The organism is bacterium (assembly GCA_035505375.1).
Lineage (GTDB): Bacteria > Hydrothermota > Tepidihabitantia > Tepidihabitantales > Tepidihabitantaceae > UBA2258.
The window spans coordinates 1-20298 of sequence record DATJQV010000056.1; the positions used below are offsets into that span (position 1 = coordinate 1).

Annotated in this window: 16 protein-coding genes; 7 read left to right on the top strand and 9 right to left on the bottom strand. The window is 62.0% G+C overall.

All coding sequences use genetic code 11. From position 1 onward, the window contains the following. Nucleotides 1–578 precede the first annotated feature (578 nt). Nucleotides 579–1067 (top strand): hypothetical protein, encoded by a 489-nt coding sequence (locus VMH22_09000; GenBank protein ID HTW91832.1) that lies wholly within the window; start codon nt 579–581, stop codon nt 1065–1067. Continuing rightward, the gene (locus VMH22_09005) at nt 1057–1254 is read left to right on the top strand and encodes a hypothetical protein (GenBank protein ID HTW91833.1); all 198 of its coding nucleotides are present in this window, start codon (nt 1057–1059) and stop codon (nt 1252–1254) included. The genes VMH22_09000 and VMH22_09005 overlap by 11 nt, the downstream gene beginning before the upstream one ends. A gap of 61 nt (nt 1255–1315) precedes the next feature. Here VMH22_09005 and VMH22_09010 read toward each other — a convergent pair whose 3' ends face one another. From VMH22_09010 to VMH22_09045, 8 genes are all read right to left on the bottom strand, one after another. Beyond that, the gene (locus VMH22_09010; GenBank protein HTW91834.1) at nt 1316–1840 is read right to left on the bottom strand and encodes a hypothetical protein; all 525 of its coding nucleotides are present in this window, start codon (nt 1838–1840) and stop codon (nt 1316–1318) included. A gap of 115 nt (nt 1841–1955) precedes the next feature. Further along, complete coding sequence (locus VMH22_09015) at nt 1956–2285, bottom strand: hydrogenase maturation nickel metallochaperone HypA (GenBank protein ID HTW91835.1); 330 nt, start codon at nt 2283–2285, stop codon at nt 1956–1958. A 92-nt stretch (nt 2286–2377) separates the two neighbouring features. Further along, nucleotides 2378–5299 (bottom strand): DUF2723 domain-containing protein, encoded by a 2922-nt coding sequence (locus VMH22_09020; protein ID HTW91836.1) that lies wholly within the window; start codon nt 5297–5299, stop codon nt 2378–2380. A 144-nt stretch (nt 5300–5443) separates the two neighbouring features. After that, complete coding sequence (locus VMH22_09025; protein ID HTW91837.1) at nt 5444–8404, bottom strand: DUF2723 domain-containing protein; 2961 nt, start codon at nt 8402–8404, stop codon at nt 5444–5446. A 3-nt stretch (nt 8405–8407) separates the two neighbouring features. Then, nucleotides 8408–9166, bottom strand: a complete 759-nt coding sequence (gene cdaA, locus VMH22_09030; GenBank protein HTW91838.1) for a diadenylate cyclase CdaA — start codon at nt 9164–9166, stop codon at nt 8408–8410. Continuing rightward, complete coding sequence (folP, locus tag VMH22_09035) at nt 9167–10360, bottom strand: dihydropteroate synthase (GenBank protein ID HTW91839.1); 1194 nt, start codon at nt 10358–10360, stop codon at nt 9167–9169. Nucleotides 10361–10480: 120 nt separating this feature from the next. After that, entirely contained in the window at nt 10481–11677 is a 1197-nt protein-coding gene (rocD, locus tag VMH22_09040) for an ornithine--oxo-acid transaminase (protein ID HTW91840.1), read from the bottom strand. Between the two features lie 633 nt (nt 11678–12310). Next, on the bottom strand, nt 12311–13732 hold the full coding sequence (locus VMH22_09045) for a transglutaminase domain-containing protein (protein ID HTW91841.1): 1422 nt from the start codon (nt 13730–13732) through the stop codon (nt 12311–12313). Between the two features lie 330 nt (nt 13733–14062). Between VMH22_09045 and VMH22_09050 the strand changes: the two genes are divergently transcribed. The 5 genes from VMH22_09050 to VMH22_09070 all read left to right on the top strand — a co-directional run bounded on the left by VMH22_09050 (nt 14063) and on the right by VMH22_09070 (nt 18785). Beyond that, nucleotides 14063–14413 carry an RNA-binding protein gene (locus tag VMH22_09050; protein HTW91842.1) on the top strand — a complete coding sequence of 117 codons (351 nt, stop codon included), beginning with the start codon at nt 14063–14065 and terminating at the stop codon, nt 14411–14413. Nucleotides 14414–14564: 151 nt separating this feature from the next. After that, nucleotides 14565–15536: a CoA-transferase gene (locus tag VMH22_09055; protein HTW91843.1), complete on the top strand. Its 972-nt coding sequence runs from the start codon at nt 14565–14567 to the stop codon at nt 15534–15536. Beyond that, the gene (locus VMH22_09060; protein ID HTW91844.1) at nt 15536–16300 is read left to right on the top strand and encodes a CoA-transferase; all 765 of its coding nucleotides are present in this window, start codon (nt 15536–15538) and stop codon (nt 16298–16300) included. Before VMH22_09055 ends, VMH22_09060 begins: the two co-directional genes overlap by 1 nt. A gap of 61 nt (nt 16301–16361) precedes the next feature. Further along, the gene (locus tag VMH22_09065) at nt 16362–17492 is read left to right on the top strand and encodes an acyl-CoA dehydrogenase family protein (GenBank protein HTW91845.1); all 1131 of its coding nucleotides are present in this window, start codon (nt 16362–16364) and stop codon (nt 17490–17492) included. A 150-nt stretch (nt 17493–17642) separates the two neighbouring features. After that, nucleotides 17643–18785, top strand: coding sequence for an acyl-CoA dehydrogenase (locus VMH22_09070; GenBank protein HTW91846.1), 1143 nt, complete (start codon nt 17643–17645; stop codon nt 18783–18785). 244 nt (nt 18786–19029) lie between these two features. On the opposite strand, the gene VMH22_09075 is transcribed toward VMH22_09070, so the two are convergent. Then, complete coding sequence (locus tag VMH22_09075; GenBank protein ID HTW91847.1) at nt 19030–20211, bottom strand: helix-turn-helix transcriptional regulator; 1182 nt, start codon at nt 20209–20211, stop codon at nt 19030–19032. Between the last annotated feature and the right edge of the window lie 87 nt (nt 20212–20298).

Consider the following 20298-nt stretch of genomic DNA (forward strand, 5'->3'; position numbering starts at 1 on the left):
CTCATGCAAGGTAGCCATGCACGAGAATACAGCAGAGAAAACAGACTTAACTCACTCATCCGCAACCACTAGCCGCGCTCACTTTCAACGGCATTTCCGCCACGCTTGCCCTGAGAGACAACCCATGGTCAACCCGGAAACACACCTAACACTTTCACCACTGGAAGGTAAGCTGGACCTGTCCCTGCCTCCCCCCTCACCCCCGGGAGGCTACCCGCAGCAGTCACCTGCGGGCCATTTGGTGCTGCTCTTGGAACCAGATGAGGGGCTGGCTCTGGGGTCATCTTCCCGGTTAGCCATCGGAAGCACTGAAGCACTGCACCAGTCAAGCGTTCCCGGACTTCTAACCAGACCTAGCCGGGGACTGTCCCTGTAAGCTATCCGGGGACTACCCCCCGAATGAGTTGGTGAACCCGGGAGGGAGGCGGGGGGGCTAACCAAGGACAGTCACCCTATTCCGGGATGCTCGGGACATCAAATGAGCCCACATCTAGCAGCCGACAGCAACGTAATTCAAGATTGTAGATTGACTATTGGCGGGCCGGTTGACGGGCAGCAAGGCCGGACTATACTGATGAGTGGCTGTGAAGCACAGGCCGCTGCTCTATCTTGAGACATCGCTGTTCGGCTTCTATTTCGACTCCGAGCCGCGTAATGCATCCCGCCGTGAAGCAGTTGTCGGCATGTTCGACCAGGTTCGACTAGGGATTCTCGATGCCGCCACGTCGTCGCGCACGGTTCTCGAACTCAACCTGGCGGCGGAGCCTCTCCGGTCGAAGTTGCTGTCGCTGCTCGCAGACACTCGATTGCTCGACGTTGATGATTCGGAGGCAGAACGCCTGGCAGCCGCCTGCCTGCGTGAGGGTGTGATACCCGTGAAGGAAGTGGAGGATGCGCGTCACGTCGCGTACGCGACCGTTGGCCGGGCCGACGTGCTGGTGTCTCTGAACCTCCGTCACCTTGCCAACGAGTGGGCTGAACGCAACATCGGAGCTGTGAACCTGCGCGAGGGCTATCAGCTCATCAGCATCCGAATGCCAGAAGAGGTACTGAGATATGAAGGTTGACGGTATGGATTGGATGGACTGGCTCCACAAGGTCCGGCACGAGTCCGAGGATGAACGGAAGCGACTCGGCTTGAGCGGCGAGGAATGGCTAAGGCAGGGCCGGGTTCGGGCCGAGGCCATCATGGCCGAGTTGGCCCGCGAGCATCCTCCGGTAGCCCGCGACCGGAATGCCGACGATAGACGCTGACCGCAGGACACTCCGTTTGGCCTAACCCGACGAGATTGGCAGCAACGGACTGCCGCCCGAGCTACGGCTTAGGTTTGACTGTTAGTGTTATCGGATTGGACCAGGCGATGCCCTGCCACATGTCGAACTTGCGGCCGTAGTCTTTGATACCGACCAGTTTGAGCCGGAACTGGAAGGTGGAGACGTCTTCCGGAATCCATGTGCGCACGTATCGGCTGACCGTGTAGCTCTGGTTCGGTTCGAGCCGGACTACGTCGGTCGAGTCCATCCACGTCGCGATGAGCGCTCTGCCCGGCCACTCAACCGGCGAGGGACGAGGGGTTAGGGGCGAGGGACTGAGAAGGTGGTAGAAGACGAGTTGTTCTTTCCAGTCTCGCTTGATGAGTAGGTCGCGGTCGCTCGTGTTGGTTGCCGTAATCCTCAGCCGGAACGTATCGCCGACCCGGAACACGTTCTTGTTGGGTGTGATGTGGACGGCAAGAGGAGCGTCATCGTAGACACCACGCCATAGGCCAAGGGATAATGAAGAACTCAGAAACCAGAAACCAGAAACCAGAATCGCGGCTCGGATTCTGGATGGAACCACAGATGAACGCAGATGAACACAGATTGAGCCCGGAATGGGAACCCGACGAACGCTCACTCGACCCGTCATTCCGGCCGCTCGAACCCTTGAACCCTCGACCCCTCGAACCCTGTCGTCAGTCCACATCCAACGACTCAATGGCCAGTTCCTGGCCGGAGATGATGTCGCCGCCGGCATTGCAACTGCACATCTCCTCTACTTTGCCGAACTCGGCGCCGCACTTGGGACAACGGATGCGCAGCGGCACCCGCTTGAATTCAAGCGCAGCCGCGGCCGCGGCCGTGCCCTTCTTCATCTCGTCGAAGTAGAACTGGATGCAGTCCGGCACAACGCCACCACCTTCTCCGAGCAGCAGATGGATGCGGTTTATACGCTTGTAGCCGAGTTTCTCTGTCTCGGCCAGTGCCTGGTCGAGAAGCGCGCGGGTGATGGAGTATTCGTGCACGGTATTATCGAGTTACGATTGACGATTGACGATTGCGGGAATATCAGAATCGGGCGGGCTCATTCGACACTCGCCAATCGCCATTCGACAATCTAGGAGATTTCCTTGAGCATTCTCGTCGCCGCCGTGTCCTCTGGTGCGCGCCGGAGCCACTGCTGAAGCATGATGCGCGCTTTGACAGTGTCGCGGGTCTCGTCGAGGTAGAGCCGGCAGAGAGCCTGCAGCGGGTCGGACTGTGTAGAGTCGGCGGCAAGGGCCGCGCGGTAGGTCGACTCGGCCAGCGCAAACTCACCCTTTGCCTCGTGCGCGTACCCGCGCCTCAGCATCAATTCCGGGTCTCGAAAGCCCCGGCTCTCGATTGAATCAAGATAGGCCAGGGCCCGGTCGTACTGATCGTTGAGCATGGCAAACGTCGAGGCGTGGTAGAACAGCGGCACTCTCCGGTCAGGGTCAAGGTCCAGGGCCAGCGCCTTTTCCAGCGCCTGCTGAGCCTCGATGTTTCTGTCCGCCTTCTGGTACTCGCCGGCCAGCGCCACATAGCAGGCAGCGTAGTTGCGCAGCAGGTTGCGCGTGTTCTCGTCCCTGCGCACTCCGGGGTCGAGAATGGAGGTCATGACGTAGACGTCATAGAGCAGGTGCCTCGTCTTCTGCGTGTCAACCTGGCTCACGCCCTGCTCCGGGACTACGCGATTGACCAACCCCTCAAGACGCAGGTTCGGTTCGACATCCACGAGGTTGCTACGGGAAACGGTGGTGGAATAGTAGACCGGCGTACGCGGGTTGTAGCCGGCGGTGAATATCCTGGCCCGGAACTCATCGGGCGTGCAGGCGTAGTCGTCGGGCCATTGCAGCTTGATGCCGGCGCTGGTCGCGAGGATGTCCCGCATCATGACATCCTTGAGCTGGATTTCGCGGTTGTCCCTGCCGGTGAATACTTCCGGTAGCTGGTCGATCTGCGCCTCGGTGAAGGAAATCGGCGCGCCCCAGCGTTTGAGCTGCTTGCAGTACCAGTTGGCATTGAGGAGCGACAGGTTTGCCACCGCCACGTTCTTGCCGAAGTGCGGGTCGTAGTTGGCGACGAGCGACGGCACCGTCTGCAGGAACCAGAGCGGGAATGTGTCGTTGTCGCCGTTGGTGAAGAGGACAGCGTGCTCACCCGGGCAGGATACCAGGAAGTTGTAACCGTACTCGGCCGGAATCCAGTTGCCGTGCCGCGTGACGTCCGGGTAGTTCAGGTACATCGGGACGAACCCGAAGGCGAGCAGAATGCCGGACACGGCATAGGTCGAGGTTGAGGTTAAGGCTGAGGTCAGGCCGGGCGTTCCGAATCTCGACCTTGACCTCAACCTGATCCTTTCGCACCGGTCTGCAACCCGGCGGAGGAAGGCGTAGGCGCCGACGCCCGCGAAGACGGCGTAGAACACGAACGAGAATGCGTAGAAGTAGTCGCGCTCGCGGACTTCGCGGAACTTGAGCAACGGACGAGGGTCCGTTGGCGAGTACTCGAGGTTCAGATAGGTAATCAGGCCAAGCGAAGCGACAAGGAACGCGACGAATATGAGGATGAACGACCGCTTCTCCCGTCGGACCTGGTGCCACATCCCCCAGAGCCCGAGCAGCGGCGTTACGAGCCCGAGCAAAGCCTGCCAACCCACGTGCTGGAAGATGTCGAAGTAACGCGCGTTGCCCCACTGCCAGAAGAAGTAGCGGACGTAGGACTTGACCTGTTCGAAGTACGCCATCGGCAGGCTGAAGTGCACGTTCCGGTTCGTCTGCCAGTCGCCCTCGGTCAGAAACTGGGTGCGGCGCGGGAACAACTTCATCGGGTCGTATTGCTCGCGCTTTAGCACGCTGACGAAGTCCCGCCAGTTCGACGGGTTCACCTCATTGATGGCCGGACCGAGCCTGGCCCGGATGTACATGATGAACTGAACCGACCCGGCGAGGAAGATGAGCCCGAGCATCAGTCCCACGTACCGGGCGTCGAGCTTCCCCTGCCGGTGCAGCCAGTACAGGTACGCGCCGTACCCAGCCACAAAGGCAATCAGTATGGGCGGCGACTGCACCCATCGTTCGATGAAAGCCGCAGTCGGTGAGGCAATGAACAGCACCGTGTCGTCCAGTATTCCGTTGCCGGCCGCCGCGTACCCGATGACGAACACGAGAAACAGCAGGCCGAGCCCGTAGAACGCGCCGGCCGTCTTCTCCGACCGCTCCATCACGCGAAGACCCAGCCAAGTTGCGACAAGCATCAACGGTATGGCCACAAACGTCGCGGGCTTGAGCCCAAGCTCGGTTGCGGTCAGGACCATCAAGTACCCGGCAATCAGCTCAAAGATGCGCAGGTGTAGGACCGCGTCGCGGTCTACGACGAGGGCGAAGAACAGCACCGCGAACATGGCAAGCATGGGCGTGAAGTGGATGCCGGCGGAGAGAAAGAGCAGGAATATGGCGGCAAGGATATAGCGGTTGTCGCCGGTCCCGTCCTTGAGCTTCTCGCGCCAGACCAGAGCCATGTAGAGGACGCACAGAGCCACGACCACGCACGGCCCATATACCTCGGTCTCGACGCTGTTGTCCCAGTAGGAGAAGGCAAAGGCACAGGACAGGGCGCCGAAGACCCCGGCGACGTGGGGCAGCCACCGGAGGTGAGGGACTGGGGACCGGGGACCGTCTGCCGTCTCCCGTCTCCTGTCCCCCGTCTCCCCCGCGAGGCCGATGAGCTTGAGCACGAGCAGGTAGACGAGCCCGCAGGAGAACGCACCGAACAGGACCGGAACCATGTTGGTGCGGAAGGCTGACTCCGGCGAGAACGGAATCAGCGCGAACAGGCGGCCGAAAGCAACGAACAACGGAGTTCCCGGCGGATGAGGAATTCCCATTGTGCAGCAGGCCGCGGCCAGTTCACCGCAGTCCCAGAACGAGGCGGTCGGCGCGACGCTGACCAGATAGGGCACCAGCACGGCCACGAAGACCAGTGCGAAGATGATAATGCGCGTTCCGCGGTCGTTCATCGAGCTGGTTTCCGGAATGACAATAGGGTCAAAGACTCAGGAAGTCAAAGGGCCGGCAGCCAGTCGGGCGAACCCATGACCGGGATCTGAGAAACAGTCACGAGGCCTGATGCTAACGCCGGGGTCGCCGTGAGTCAAATCAGTTCAGACATCTTGAGCGATACAGCGTGGATGATGCCTGAAGAGCCCGGAAAGCTGCCGGAGCTGACGGGCCGCCGCGGAGTCGTTCGGGGTCCGTTGCAGCCACTGCTGGAGCAGGGCCTTGCCCTTGGCCGTGTCACGGAGTCTGTCCAGATAGAACCGGACCAGCGCCTGGACGAAATCGCGCCGGCTCGGGTCTGCGGCCATGGCGCCGAGGTAGGCAGTCTCGGCCCGAGCCAGATCACCCTTACCCTCGCAGGCTTCGCCACGGAGTTGGGCGAGCTCGGGCTGCGCAAACCCCAGCACCCGCATGCTATCAAGCGCCTCCATGGCCCGGTCGAAATGTCCGGCCTCGAGCGCGAACGCAGACAGATGGTAGAGAATCGCCACCTTGTGGTCCGTGTCCAGGTCGAGACGGGCGGCAAGGTCGAGGACGTGCTCGGCATCCTCCGGCCGATTGTCCTTCCGGTACTCATTGGCCAGAGCCATGTACGTTGCCGCATAGGTCAGCAGCATGCCGCGCGTGTTGTCGTCCTTGTGCACCCGTGGGTCGAGGAAGGACTTCATGGCGTAGACTGAATCGACCAGGTAGCGGCTTCTGGGTACGTCAACCATGTCAGACCCCGAGTCCGCTACGACCCTGTACACGAGGCCCTCCAGTCTAAGGTGCGCGCGGACGTCCTGCAGGCTGTGGGGTGAAACGGTGGTCGCGAAGTAGACCGGCGTCCGCGGGTGGTAGCCGGGACCGAAGACCTTGGCCGAGTACTCCTCGGCCGTAGAGGCGAAGTCATCGGGCCATTTGAGCTTGACCCCGCCTGCGGTCGCAACTATGTCACGGATGACGATATCTTCAAGCATGAAGGTCCGGTTGTTCTTCCCGATGAACCCGCGCGGAAGGCTGTCAATCTCGGCATCGCTGAACGAAATGGGTGCGCCCCAGTGCTTGAGCTGCTTGATGTACCAGCTGGTGTTCAGCAGCGAAAGTATCCCGACCCGGACGTTCTTGCCGAAGTTCGGGTCATAACCGGTGGCGAGCGACGGCACCGTCTGTACGAACCAGAGCGGAAACGTGTCGTTGTCGCCGTTGGTCAGGACCACGGCGTGGTCGCCCGGACACGAAGCAAGCACGTTGTAGCCGTACTCATCAGGAATCCAATTGTGGCGGCGAGTCACGTCCGGGTAGTTCAGGAACATCGGCGCGAAACCGACCGCGAGCAGAGTGCCAGACAGCCCAAGCTCAAGCGAGGAAGCCCAGGCCCGACCTCTCCTGCGTGCGCTTGTGATCTTCCGTACTCGGTCCGCAACCCAGCGGAGGAAAGCGTACGCTCCGACGCCGACGAAGATGGTGTAGAACACGAACGAAAACGCGTAGAAGTAGTCACGCTCCCGCACTTCCAGATACCCCAGTCTGCCCTGAGCAGGGTCACCGCGCCTCGGGTCTGAAGGCGAATACTTCAGATTCAGATAGGTAATCAACCCCAGCGACGCGACCAAGAACGCCATGAAGATGAGCACGAACGAACGTTTCTCCCGCCGGAATTGGTGCCACATGCCCCAAAGCCCGAGCAGCGGTGGAATCAGGCCGAACAATGCCTGCCAGCCGACGTGAAGGAAGATATCGAAGAACCGCACGCCCCCCCACTGCCAAAGGAAGTAGCGGACGTAGAACTTCACCTGCTCGTAGTAGGCCACCAGCAGACCAAAGCGCGGGTTCCGGTTCGTACGCCAGTCACTCTCGGTAAGGAACTGGGTCTTGCGCGGCAGGAGCTTCATCGGGTCGTACTGCTCCCGCTTCAGGACACTGACGAAGTTCCGCCAGTTTGAGGGGTCTGCCTCGTTGATTGCCGGAGCGTGCCTTGCCCGGATGAACATGATGAATTGGACCGAACCGGCCAGCAGCAGCAGCCCGAGCATCAGGCCCACGTACTTGAGACTCAACTTCCGCTGTCGGTGGAGCCAGTACAGGTAGCCGCCATAGCCTGCCACGAACAGAACCGACAGGACCGGCGACCGTACCCAGCGCTCGATTAGCGCCACGGTCGGCGAGGCAAGGAACAGCACGGTGTCGTCCATGATTCTGTTGCCCGCCGCGATGTAGGCAACAACGAAAACAGAGAATAGCAGGGCCAGACCGTAGAATACCGCCCTTGTCCTTTCCGACTGCTGCATTACCTTGATGCCTTGCCAGGTCGCACCCAGCATCAACGGCACGGCAAAGAACGTGCTGGCTCTCAAACCGTTCTCGCTGATGGTCAGTACGGTCAGGTAACCGGCAACGAGCTCGAAGAGCCTGAGCTGAATCACCGATTCACGGTCGACCACCAGCGCGAAAACGAGCACTGCGAACACAGTCATCATCGGGGTGAAGTGGATGCCGGTGGAAAGAAAGAGCAGGAAAATGGCTGCAAGTATCAGGCGGTTGTCGGCGGTCGGGTCCTTGATGCGGTCGCGCCAGACCAGCGCCATGTAAAGCACCGAAAGCGCGACGACCACGCAGGGGCCGTAGACCTCGGCTTCGACCGAGTTATCCCAGTAGGAGAATGCGAAGGCGCAGGCCAGCGCGGCAAAGGCCCCGGCAACGTGCGGCAGCCACCGGAGGTAGAGGACTGGGGACCGGGGACCGGGGACCGTCTCCCGTCTCCTGTCCCCCGTCTCCCCCGCGAGGCTGATGAGTTTGAGTACGAGCAGATAGATGAGCCCGCACGAGAACGCACCAAACAGCACGGGTATCAGCGTCACACGGAACGCAATCTCCTTCGCCAGCGGAAGCATCGTGAAGATACGGCCAAGGGCGACGTAGAGCGGTGTGCCCGGCGGGTGCGGTATACCGAAGATGTACGACGCAGCAGTGAGCTCCGCGCAGTCCCAGAACGACGCGGTCGGTGCGGCGGTGCAGTAATACACTGCCAGTACGACCGCGAACACGGCGCCGAACACTATCAGCCGCACTCGCGACTGGCTCACAGCTCAGCGCTCTTCAGCCAGGGCCTGCTGGATGTTGTACTTGAGTTGGGACGGCGTCAGTCCGGACAGAAGCCCGCCCCTGCTTGCGAAAGTTATCTTGCCGGTCGTTTCGGAGACGATGACCGCGACCGCGTCAGTTACGGTAGCGATGCCGAGCCCGGCCCGGTGCCGCATCCCCAGCGCGCTCTGAACGTAGCGCTCCTCGCTCAACGGAAGAGTACAGCCCGCAGCCACAACCTGGCCGCCGGTAACGATGACCGCGCCGTCGTGCAGCGGGGCCGGCGGGGTGAACAGCGAAACAAGGAGGGGCGCCGAGACATGCGCCTCCACCCGTGTGCCGGTTTCGATGTACTCGCGCAGGCCGATGTCGCGCTCGATTACAATCAGCGCCCCGGTCTTGTGGTCTTTCATCTGTGCCGCAGCATCGACGATTTCATCGACCACGGCCGAGTCCGCCCCTTGCTTGAGCAGGAATCGCAGCGGGCGATAGCGGCCGAATCGGGAGAGGATATTTCTGATTTCAGGCTGAAAGATTATTACGAACGCCACGATCCAGACCGTCGTCAGCGAATTGACTATCAGCCCGAGCGCCTTGAAGTCGAGCCATCGGGCGAGGAACGACACCGCCACGAGGAAGAAGAGCCCGTAGAGCATACGGATGGCGCGGGTGCCCTTGAGGAAACGCAGGAAGTAGTAAGCGAGCAGGGCGACCAGGATGATGTCGAGGGCATCGGTCACTCGGAACTTGATGAAAGAGAGCATCTAGCTTCTCAGTTCGACCGCGTCAGCCAGCCTCAGCGCCTTCACGACGGGTTTGACGTCGTGCACGCGCAGAACGTTCGCGCCGTTCGCGGCTGCCAGCACGCAGGCGGCGATCGTCCCATCGACCCGCTCGCCGTCCGCGGAGTCCGTAACCACGCCGATGAATCGTTTGCGGGACGGACCAACCACTAACGGGACGCCGAGGGACTGCAGTTCTGCCAGACGACGCAGGATTTCCAGATTGTGCGCCACTGTCTTGCCGAACCCGATTCCCGGGTCAACCAGCATCTGCTTCCGGTCAATGCCGGCATCCTCTCCCCGTCTGAGCGCCGCGTCAAGGGAACCGACGATCTCTCCCATCACGTCGGCATATTCCGGACTGCGCTGCATGGTCCTGGGTTTGCCTTTCATGTGCATCAGTATACATGGGACTCCGGCGCGCGCCACAACCGCGGCCATTCGCCGGTCACCGCTGAGTGCAGAAACGTCATTAATCATGTCCGCGCCATGGCGCAGCGCTGTCTCTGCGACCCTTGCGTCCGTGGTGTCAATCGAAACAGGCGCATTGACTCTCTTCTTTACTACGCGCAGCACGGGCAGAAGCCGCGCCAGCTGTTCGTTCGCAGCGACGGGCAATGACCCGGGCCGCGTTGACTCCGCGCCGATGTCGATGAAATCTGCGCCCTCATCAGCCATCGCGGTGGCGCGGTCAAGCGCGGCCGATGGTTCAAGGAAACGTCCGCCGTCCGAGAACGAGTCAGGAGTGACGTTTAGAATGCCCATGACATGGGTTCGCCTGCCAAGGTCAACCTTCCGTCGTCCCAGCTTGATGACGCACATCGACATCTGCACGTGGCCACTCAGTTCAATCAGGTCGGGAACGAGACGCGCCACGCACTCCGGCTGCGACGCGAGCCGGTATACAAGAGACTGCAACTGCCGCGGCGTGAGGAACAACACAACATCGGTGTGCCTGACCCGGCCGGAAGCGACAGCACGGTTCACCGCACAATCACCGCCGCACGCTATCGCGGTCTGCTTCAAGATGTTGGCGCCGGCAGTCGAGAGACGGTCAATCCTGACCGCGACCACTCGGCTCTTTGCCCGGAATATCGGCCAGCTCAGCGCATCGGCGCCGACTCGGGCAAGCTCTTGTTCGAGGTCTGCCTTGTTTGTGATCGAGAGCAAACGCACGTGAATTTATAGGCTAACTCTTGCCGGAAGTCAAGTCAGGCCAAGCGTCAGGAAATCAGGAGGTTGAGGATTCGAGTACCCCGACACTTGAATCCTGGGCCCCTGGAATCCTCAGATCCTCTACTTGAGCACCTGCCCGATGCGGTCCAGAGCCCAGTCGATCTCGGTCTTGGTGATGATGAGCGGCGGGGCAAGACGAATGACTGTCCCATGGGTCTCCTTGGCAAGAACACCCAGCCCCATCAGCCTCTCGCAGAACGCACGCGCGTGACCGGATTCGGGCTTCACCTCCACGCCGACGAACAGGCCCTTGCCCCGGACGTCCGCGACGTGGGGCGAGTTCATCTTCTGCAATTCACTCCGCAGGTACTCGCCCATCTTGAACGAGTTCTCCGGCAGCTTCTCCTCGATGATCACCTCAATCGCGGCCTTGCCCACGGCACACGCAAGCGGGTTCCCGCCAAACGTCGACCCGTGGTTCCCCGGCGTGAACGCCGACATCAACTCCCTCGAAGCGAGAGCTGCCGAGACGGGAAAACATCCCCCGCCCAGAGCCTTGCCCACAATCAACACGTCGGGCCTGATGCCGTCGTACTCGTAACAGAACAGACGGCCGGTCCGGCCCAGTCCGGTCTGAATCTCATCGGTCATCAGCAGGACGTCGTTCCGAGTGCAGACCTCACGGGCAGCGGCCAGAAACCCCTCTCTCGGCATCCTGATTCCGGCCTCGCCCTGTATCGGCTCGACCAGGAATGCAACCGTGTTCGGCGTGACTGCTTCTTCCAGCGCCGAGACATCGCCGTAGGGTATCATCTTGAACCCGGGCGTAAACGGTCCGAACCCGTCGCGGTAGAGCTTCTCGGGCGAGAACCCGACAATGGTCGTTGTCCGACCGTGGAAGTTCCCATCGCAGACGATGATCTCGGCCTTCCCCTCCGGCACGCCCTTCTTCGCATAGCCCCAGCGCCGGCAGAGCTTGATGGCGGTCTCGACGGCCTCTGCGCCGGAGTTCATAGGAAGCACCTTGTCCATCCCGCAAGCCTCGGTCACGGTCTTGCAGAACGGCCCGAAAGTATCATGGTGAAAGGCGCGAGACGTAAGACAGAGCCTGCCCATCTGCTCCTGCATGGCAGCGAGTATCTTCGGATGGCGGTGGCCCTGGTTCAGGGCCGAGTAGGACGAGAGCATGTCGAGATAGCGTCTACCCTCGACGTCCTCTACCCACACGCCCTCGCCCTTCGCCAGAACCACGGGCAACGGAAGATAGTTGTGGGCGCTGTACTTCTCACCGAGGTTGATGTAATCAAGGCTCTTCATCTGGAACTCCTTTCGGTTACGGGCCGGAAATGTATTGTAGCTGCGACATCCCTCTGAGGCAAGCTCGTCGGGGCCCTCCCTCGCCGGTTACTTACGAAGCTCCTCGGAGATCTCGTTCAAACGCGTTCTGGATTGCTCAAACAGGCACTTCCGGCCACGCCAGCAAAGCTGCGCCGTGCAGCACCTCATTCATGCGCCGCTTTGAAGATTCATGCGCATCCTGATTCGGAAGTCGAACTTCTCCTCAACCTCGGCCATGGTCCAGGTCTCCGTCTCAACCCTGACCTTGACAACCTTCCGACCCCATCTCGGAGGGCTACCCCCAGGCGGAGGGAGGCTCGGAATGCTGCCACGGCGGACTTCGTCGCGTTGGTTCCTCGTGCGGGCCGTTACGACATCAGACTTTGCGACCTCTGCGGCCGGGTGAGGCAGGAAGTCTTCTGCGGGCACCTGAGCAAGGGAGCGTATCGCCGGACAGCCCGCAGGCATGTACTTCCTGGGGGTGGCGGCGGCTGATGGCGGAATCTGCGCCAACAAGCTGGTGCTGACAAAGTGAGCGCGCCCACCGGCCACCGGACCTAAGCTGAAGCCCCCAGCCGTTCCTCGGTCTGGGGGCTTGTAATTCAGGACGGACTACTTGGCCGGCGCGAGTCCGAACTCCTTGACCTTGATGCCGATCTTCCCGACCAGGCCGAGAATCTCCGCCTGCTCGCTCAACTCACCCTCGGCCAGCTTGAGATGCAGCGCGCTGGCCGGACACTCGCCGAACGTGGCATCAACCGGAATCCACTTCCCGAGATAGACCTCGTTCCAGGCATGGTAGTAGAATGCCCGGTTCATGTACAAAAGTCCGACCGCGGTCTTTGTCGGGATGCCGGCGGCACGGGCCAGCGCGGCAAAGAGAACCGCATGCTCGTTGCAGTCGCCCTTCATGGTCTTCAGCACGTCGAGCGCATTGGGGAATGACGCGGTCGGCTCCTTCTTGACGACGGTGAAGACCCACGACACGAGCTTGCGCGTCGCGGCCACACCGTCTTTCTCCTTGCCGATGGCCTCATTGAGTTTGGCCTTGACCTCAGGCGCGTCGGACTGGATGGTGATTGACGGCTTCAGGAAATCGGTCTGCTCGGTCACCGGCAGCGCAACCGGTCCCGGCGGCAGGTCCGGCGTCTTGATCTCGACCACATACGGGCTGGTGCTCGTAACCTGCTGACCCGGGCCGGTCAGGTCGTACTCCTTCGGGTCGACTCCGCTGAGCTCCAGCTTCAGGCGGCTGACATTGGCCCCTTCCGGAATAGTCGTGTCGACCGGAACGCGGAACATCGTCATGACGTCGAATTTCGCGCCTTCCGGCTCCGCCTTCAGCACCGCGTCGGCCGTCGTGCGCTCCGACCTGATACCCGGTGGCGACGTTTCGACGATGGCCATACCCTTGTCGTCGGCCCACGTTGTAACATCCGTCTTTGCCAGCTTGGTGGTGAACTTGAGCGCGTCGTACTCGTGGCCCCCGGCCGTGACCTTCTCCCGGCCCAGAACCTTGACCTCCGCCAGGTTAACGCCCATCACCGTCGCGTCGAAAACCGGCACCTTGTAGGTTGAGTCCTTCTTGAACTTCCGCAGGACGACAACGCGGCCCAGCGCCGCGGCCGGATAGACCGGGCCGGTCAGCTTGATGCTCCGCTCGGCCGTGTCGCCCGGGGCCATGACCAGAAGCGTGCTGCCCGCAACCCGACCCTTGACCGTGAACGAACGGTTCTGGGACGAGAACGTGAAGCTGAAGTCCTTGAGCGTCAGGTCGGGAGCGGTGTTGGCATCCGACCGCGACTGAACCTGTTGCTCCTTGCCGCCCATCGCCACGGTCATCTTTATGAAACTCTCGAATCGGTAGCCCTCCGGGAGCTGGTTGAACCGGTACATGGAGTACCCGACCTTCTGCCCCTGCAACGTATTGGACAGCCAGGTCTCGGCACTGACCGGGCCCGACCCGGACGGCCCGGCATGACCGCACCCGGCCACTATGGCGACAACCGCCGCCAGAACAAGCGCCTTTCTCATGGTCTGAGCCTAGTGCCCCGGAAGCGCTTTGTCAACGCGGGTCTTGCTCCCGAAGTCCGAAGCTCGACGCCCGATTCAAGTCCGAACCGCGAGCCCTGGCTATTCGAGTTTCGAGCCTGGCCGCTGCCTCGCCTCTCCTTGATTTGACATCTGTCGGCCCATGGTTAATATTCTCTGTCGGGCCCCGGGGACCTGCGCCCGGCAACAGACGAGAAACAAGGTCCCGTAACCGCTTGAGAAGCGAATGCGAGGTCCACGTGTGTTTGCCTGAGAAGCTCGCAGGCTGGTCCCGTACCGAATCCCAAGCAATAAAACGACCGGAGGAACTAGATGGCAAAGCGCATCTTTGTGGGCAACCTGCCCTTCAGCGCTACCGAAGACCAGTTGCGTGCTCTGTTCGGCGCTCACGGCGAAGTATCCGCCGTCAACATCATCACCGACAAGTTCACGGGCCGCTCGCGCGGCTTCGCGTTCGTGGAGATGAGTGACGACGCGGCCGCGGCTGCCGCAATCGCGGCGCTCAACCAGTACCAGCTCGACGGCCGGGCTCTGACCGTGAACGAGGCCCGCGAGCGGACCGAAGGCGGCCCGCGCGGCGGGTTCGGCGGACCGGGACGCGGCGGCCCGCGCCGCGGCGGCCGCGACGACCAGAAGCGCGACTTCAACCGGCCCCGCTGGTAGACCAGGCGCAGCAGTTCTCAGGCGGGCGGGCTCATGCCCGCCCGCGCCCTTTGCGGTGGCCTCTTCCGCTGTTGACTTTCACGCGCTCGCCCCTAAGATGCACTGATTTGGCCATGAAACCACAACTTGTGAACCGCCGGAGGTCGCGCCTATGAACATAATCGAGTCGGGCATCGGCGAGCTGTTCCAGCCGCCGGACCCGGATGGGTTCCGCGAATGGGTCCACACGCGGAAGAACACGAAGATGGTGGACAAAGTCATGACCGAGCAGGAAGCAGTCGCGAAGTTCGTGGCGGACGGTGACTACATCGGGACCGAACTCTACGGCACCGTGCGCGCCCCGATGTCGCTGATCCGCGAGACCATCCGACAGGGCAAGAAGCACCTGCGGGTGGCGGGCCAGGGCATCCACGAAATCGATCTCCTGCTTGCCGCCGACCTGGTGGACACGCTCGACATCACCTACATCGCCTGGGAAGTCTACGGCATCTCGTCCTGCCTCCGCCGTGCAGTTGAGTCCGGACGGGTCAGGACGACCGACTGGTCCAACGGTGGCATTACCTGGCGGTTCAAAGCCGCGGCCATGGGCGTGCCGTTCCTCCCGGTCCGCTCGATGCTCGGCACCGACACTCTCAAATACTCGGCTGCCAAGGTCATCGAGGACCCCTTTACCGGCAAGCTGGTCTGCCTGCTCCCGGCGCTGTTCCTCGACGTCGGGCTCATCCACGTCCACAAGGCGGACAAGTACGGCAACTGCCGGGTCGAAGGCATATCCGGTTTCGTGCACGAGATGTCCCGCGCCTCGAAGAAGCTCATCGTCTCGACCGAAGAGATTGTCCCCACCGAGGAAATCCGCAAGTACCCGGAACAGACCGTCATCCCCTATTACCTCGTTGACGCCGTGGTCGAAGCCAAGTACGCTTCCCACCCGGGCGAGATGTGCTACCGGTACTGGCGTGACGGCGAGCACCTGCAGTCGTTCCTCAAAGACTCGGCCGACCCGGCCAAGACCAAGGCCTACCTCGACAAGTGGGTCTACGGCCCGAAGAACCACGCCGAATACGTGAACCTGGTCGGCATGGACCGGCTGCGCCGGCTCGAGTCCGAGATTGGAGGCAGGTAATGGCGACCTATAACGAATCCGAATTCCTCATCTGCCTCGCCTCGAAACTGATGGAAGACGGCACGACCGCATTCGTCGGCACCGGCATACCGATGCTCGCCGGTGCTCTGGCCAAGCGGATGCACGCGCCGAACCTGGTCCCCATCTTCGAGTTCGGCGGCACCGGCGCATCGCTGGAGAAGCTGCCGCTGGGCGTGGGTGACTCGCGCACCTTCCACAAGGCGGTTGCCGCATCCGGTATCTGCGACATCATGGAAACCGCGTGCCGCGGCTTCATCGAATACGGTTTCCTGGGCGGGGCGCAGATCGACCCCTTCGGCAACCTGAACACAACGGTCATCGGCAAGTACTGGCCGCCCAAAGTCAGGCTGCCCGGCTCGGGTGGAGCCAATGATGTCGCCTCGTTCTGCTGGAAGACCATCGTTATCATGCGCAAGCACGACACCCGCTCCTTCGTGCCCAAGGTCGACTTCGTGACCACGCCTGGCTATCTCACCGGACCGGGCGCGCGCGAAAAGGCCGGCCTGCCTCCCGGCGCCGGACCATACCGGGTCGTGACCAACCTGGCCCTGATGGACTTCGAGCCTGCCACCAGGCGTATGCGCCTGATTGCGACTCACCCCGGCGTGAAGCCGGAAGACGTGGTCAAGGCGACCGGCTTCGAGCTGCTCGTCGCCGACGAGGTCGGCGTTAACCCGGAGCCGACCGAGAAGGAACTGCGCCTGCTCCGGGAAGAGATCGACAAAGACAGATATTACATCTAGGACAAGTCAGCATGCAGAAACCAGAGACCAGAATTCAGAACTGCGGAACCGGACGGACGACATGATATTGGCAGACCGGTACGTACGGTTCAGGCAGGACGCGCGCGCCTTCTGCCGCGAGGTCATCGGGCCCCGCGCCACCCGGTACGACCTGACCGGCGAGTTCGTGCAGGACAACGTCAAAGACCTCGCCCAACGCGGCTGGCTCGGCATCCCCTGGCCAAAGGAACTCGGCGGCATGGGCCTCGACTACCAGTCCTACGCGATTGCGATCGAAGAGGTATCGCGAGTCTGCGCCTCGACCGGCCTGACCATGGCGGCCCACACCTCGCTCGGCACCTACCCCATCTACAAGTTCGGCACGACCGAACAGAAAGAGAAGTACATACCGCGCCTGGCCCGGGGTGTCTGCCTCGGAGTCTTCGGCCTGACCGAACCCAACGCCGGGTCTGACGCGGCCGGCATCGAGACGACGGCACGGAAGACCGACCAGGGCTTTGTCATCAACGGCAACAAGCGATTCATAACCTCGGCCGGACACGCTGGCACGGTCATCGTCGCGGCAACGCAGGACCGCAAGCTCGGCCGCAAAGGCATCACCTGCTTCATCGCTGAGACCAAGACCCCGGGCTTCTCGGCGCCGAAAGCCGAACACAAGCTTGGGCTCAAGGGTTCAGAGACGATGGAACTGCTGTTCGAGGACATGCTGGTGCCGCTCGATAGCGTCTTGGGCAAGGAGTACGACGGCTACCGCATCTTCATGGAGACGCTCGACGGCGGCCGCATCTCCATCGGCGCGTTCTGCCTCGGCATGGCCCAGTGCGCGCTCGACACGATGATTACGTGGTTCAAAGACCGCGAGATGAGTCAGCTCGAATCCAAGGCGCTCGCCGACGTCGCCGTCCAGGTCGAGGCCGCGCGCCTGCTCGTCTACAACTCGGCGCAAATCAAGGACACCGGCGTGCGCGTGGACAAGGAATGCGCCTTTGCCAAACTCTTCGCGTCCGAAGTGGCGGTCTGGGCCTGCGGCGTGGCGATTGACGCCATCGGCCCGCTCGCCATCACTGACGACATGCCGGTGGCGCGGGCCTACCGCGACGCCAAGCTCGGCGAAATCGGCGAGGGCACATCCGAAGTAATGCGGATGATTATCGCCAAAGACGTACTGAAAGAAGCCAGAGAAACTTGCTAGAAATACCCAATACCCAAGTCCCAATTCCCAATCAACGGGAAAACCCCCATAGCCACGTGCGCACTGCTCGTCGGTACTTGGTCGTTTCCTGCTTGACTGGTCATTGGCGCTTGGTCATTGGTCATTTACCTGCCCAATAAGGAGGCAACGATGGACCTGAGTTTTAGTAACGACCAGGAGATGGTCCGTAACATGGCGAAGGAATTCGCCACCAAAGAACTGGAACCGAAGGCGGCGGAGATCGACGAGAAAGGCGAGTTCCCCCACGACTCCATCAAGAAGATGGCCGAACTGGGGATGCTCTCCATGACCATCCCCGAAAAGTACGGCGGCGCCGAGTTCGACTTCCTGTCGCTGGCGATCGCCATCGAGGAAATTTCTCGGGCCTGCGGCTCCACCGGCGTCATCACCGCGGTCCACAACTCCCTCGCCTGCTGGCCCATCGTCAACTGGGGCAACGACGCCCAGAAAGATAAGTACCTGCCGCGCATGGCGACCGGTGAGCTCCTCGGCGCGTTCGGCCTCACTGAGCCCAACGCCGGGTCCGACCCGGCCGCGATGGAAGCCACCGCGGTGCTCAAGGGCGACCGTTACATCCTCAACGGCTCCAAGCGGTTCATCACCAACGGCGGCGTCGCCAAGGTCTTCATCGTGTTCGCCAAGACCGACCCGGCCGCCGGCACCAGGGGCATTACCGCCTTCATCGTCGACCGCGATTCCAAGGGCTTCACCCTCGGCAAACACGAGAACCTCCTGGGCCTGCGCGGCACTGCCAACTGCGAACTGATATTCGACGACGCTGAAGTGCCGGTCGCGAACGTGCTCGGCCAGGTCGGTGGCGGCTTCAAAGTCGCGCTCGGCACGCTCGACGTCTCCCGTATCGACATCGGCGCCCAGGCGGTGGGCATCGCCCAGGCCGCCATGGAGAAAGCCATTGCCTACTCCAAAGAACGGAAGCAGTTCGGCAAGCCCATCTGCGAATTCGAGATGATCCAGGCCAAACTCGCCGACATGGCCTGCCGCACGCTCGCCTCGCGCCTCCTCGTCTACTACGCGGCGCACCAGAAAGACTCGGGCAAGACTCGCTTCAACCAGGAATCCGCCATGTGCAAACTCTTCGCGGCCGAGACCGCAGTCGAAGTCACGCGCCAGGCAGTACAGGTTTACGGCGGGTACGGTTACACCAAAGACTACCCGGTCGAGCGCTACTTCCGCGATGCCAAGTGCATGGAAATCTACGAAGGGACATCCGAAGTCCAGCGCATCGTCATCGCCCGTTCCCTGCTCAGTTAAAGTTCGCTGCTCCACGAAGCGGGAGGCCTTGCGCCTCCCGCTTCACTTATGCGCGCCAATTGCCGACGGGCGGGGTCCGGCAGAGGCACACCTCCCGACTTGCAGGCCGAGCTAGGCGAGAGATGGGAACTGCGCCGCCCAAATGCGGACTGTGGCGCGGTGCTCGCTCCTGCTGTGCCCAGGCACGTTTGGCGCAGGCGCTCTGAGGGACTGTCCCCGTTTCCCGCCAAGTCTAGGACCAAACCTATGGCTTGGGGTTTGCGGTGATTACTGGCGGGCGAGCTCGGCCTAGCGGATGCGGACCGAGCGATTGGCGCAGTTCTTCCCAGCGCGGTATGACGATCCCGGCCAGCCTTCGCACCAGCGCCGGATCCCGGCCGCGGCGCGACCAGTACTCATCCACCGCTATGTCCTCGACTGCTTTCTGACATTCATCCTCACCCGGCGCATGGCGGTCAACTATCGAACACAGCCCGCGTACAGCCGTACGCCAGAGCCCGATCCGCTGTGAACCCTCTGCGGCCAACTCCGGCATCTTACTCACCTCCAGCCACAACTGCTCCACCAGCGCCTCCCGCGCCTTGTCCCATGCCGCCAGCTCCAGCCGCCGGTCCGGCTTAGGCTGGAACCCGTGCCTCGACGTCTGATCGCCCGGCTCAAGCCGCGGTGTGGCTTCGCCACCGTAGGAACGAGCAGCATCCAGCCCGCCGGCCATCTCTGCCTCTTGGAAGAATCTGAGCACCCCCTCCCTGACTGCTTCCAGATGCCCGGGGTCCGGTCCGCCCTCACCTTGGTACGGCCGTAGCACTTCTTCAAGCATCGCCGGACGCTTCGTTCCGCGCCTCCCTCTGGTCTTGTTCAGCACCCGCCAGACACCGGCAGCGTAGCTCTGCAGATGCTCCTCGTTCAGCGGCCCGGGAATGAGGTGCTGCAGCTCGATGATACTGACCACCTTGCGCCTCACCCGTCTCGCCCAGACCTGCGACAGGCCGAAGTTCCGCGCCCGTCGCACGCGCGCCTCGGGAGTCGGCGCCGGCTCGTGCCTGGTCGCAACTCGTCTCTCGACCCCGCGGTCCAGCTTCTCGACTGCCTTATCAATCTTCGCCGGCAGAAACTCGCGCACCTTGGCCAGAGCCTTCCGCGTCTCGACCTCGATCACCGTCTGCCTCGCCGTATAGCGGTCAAGCACGTCCTCGATGTCGGAGAACCTTGCCCGACAGGCCCGCAGATAGTCGGCTAGAAGCCCGACACCGGGATTCGGGACCTCGCCACGCTCCAGCCTGCCCGCAACGTGGTGACTTCCCCTGCCCTGACGCCCCATCGCCGTCGCAAGCTTCTGCTGGGTCAGGCCCGCCTTCAGCCTGCATTCGCGCAGCCTCTTCCCCAACTCCTCATCGCACTCATACCGATCTTTGGGTCTCTTCATGTGCCGATACCATCATACGCATGATAAGACTTCTTATCAAGCGAATTATCTCTTTAGCTCCTGTAAGTCCACGACCCTCAATCCTCT

Coding starts and splice junctions, on each gene's coding strand:
- VMH22_09055 (HTW91843.1), top strand. CDS start 14,565: ATGAACATAATCGAGTCGGGCATCGGCGAGCTGTTCCAGCCGCCGGAC.
- cdaA (HTW91838.1), bottom strand. CDS start 9,166: ATGCTCTCTTTCATCAAGTTCCGAGTGACCGATGCCCTCGACATCATC.
- VMH22_09045 (HTW91841.1), bottom strand. CDS start 13,732: ATGAGAAAGGCGCTTGTTCTGGCGGCGGTTGTCGCCATAGTGGCCGGG.
- VMH22_09070 (HTW91846.1), top strand. CDS start 17,643: ATGGACCTGAGTTTTAGTAACGACCAGGAGATGGTCCGTAACATGGCG.
- rocD (HTW91840.1), bottom strand. CDS start 11,677: ATGAAGAGCCTTGATTACATCAACCTCGGTGAGAAGTACAGCGCCCAC.
- VMH22_09020 (HTW91836.1), bottom strand. CDS start 5,299: ATGAACGACCGCGGAACGCGCATTATCATCTTCGCACTGGTCTTCGTG.
- VMH22_09065 (HTW91845.1), top strand. CDS start 16,362: ATGATATTGGCAGACCGGTACGTACGGTTCAGGCAGGACGCGCGCGCC.
- VMH22_09050 (HTW91842.1), top strand. CDS start 14,063: ATGGCAAAGCGCATCTTTGTGGGCAACCTGCCCTTCAGCGCTACCGAA.
- VMH22_09060 (HTW91844.1), top strand. CDS start 15,536: ATGGCGACCTATAACGAATCCGAATTCCTCATCTGCCTCGCCTCGAAA.
- VMH22_09005 (HTW91833.1), top strand. CDS start 1,057: ATGAAGGTTGACGGTATGGATTGGATGGACTGGCTCCACAAGGTCCGG.
- VMH22_09075 (HTW91847.1), bottom strand. CDS start 20,211: ATGAAGAGACCCAAAGATCGGTATGAGTGCGATGAGGAGTTGGGGAAG.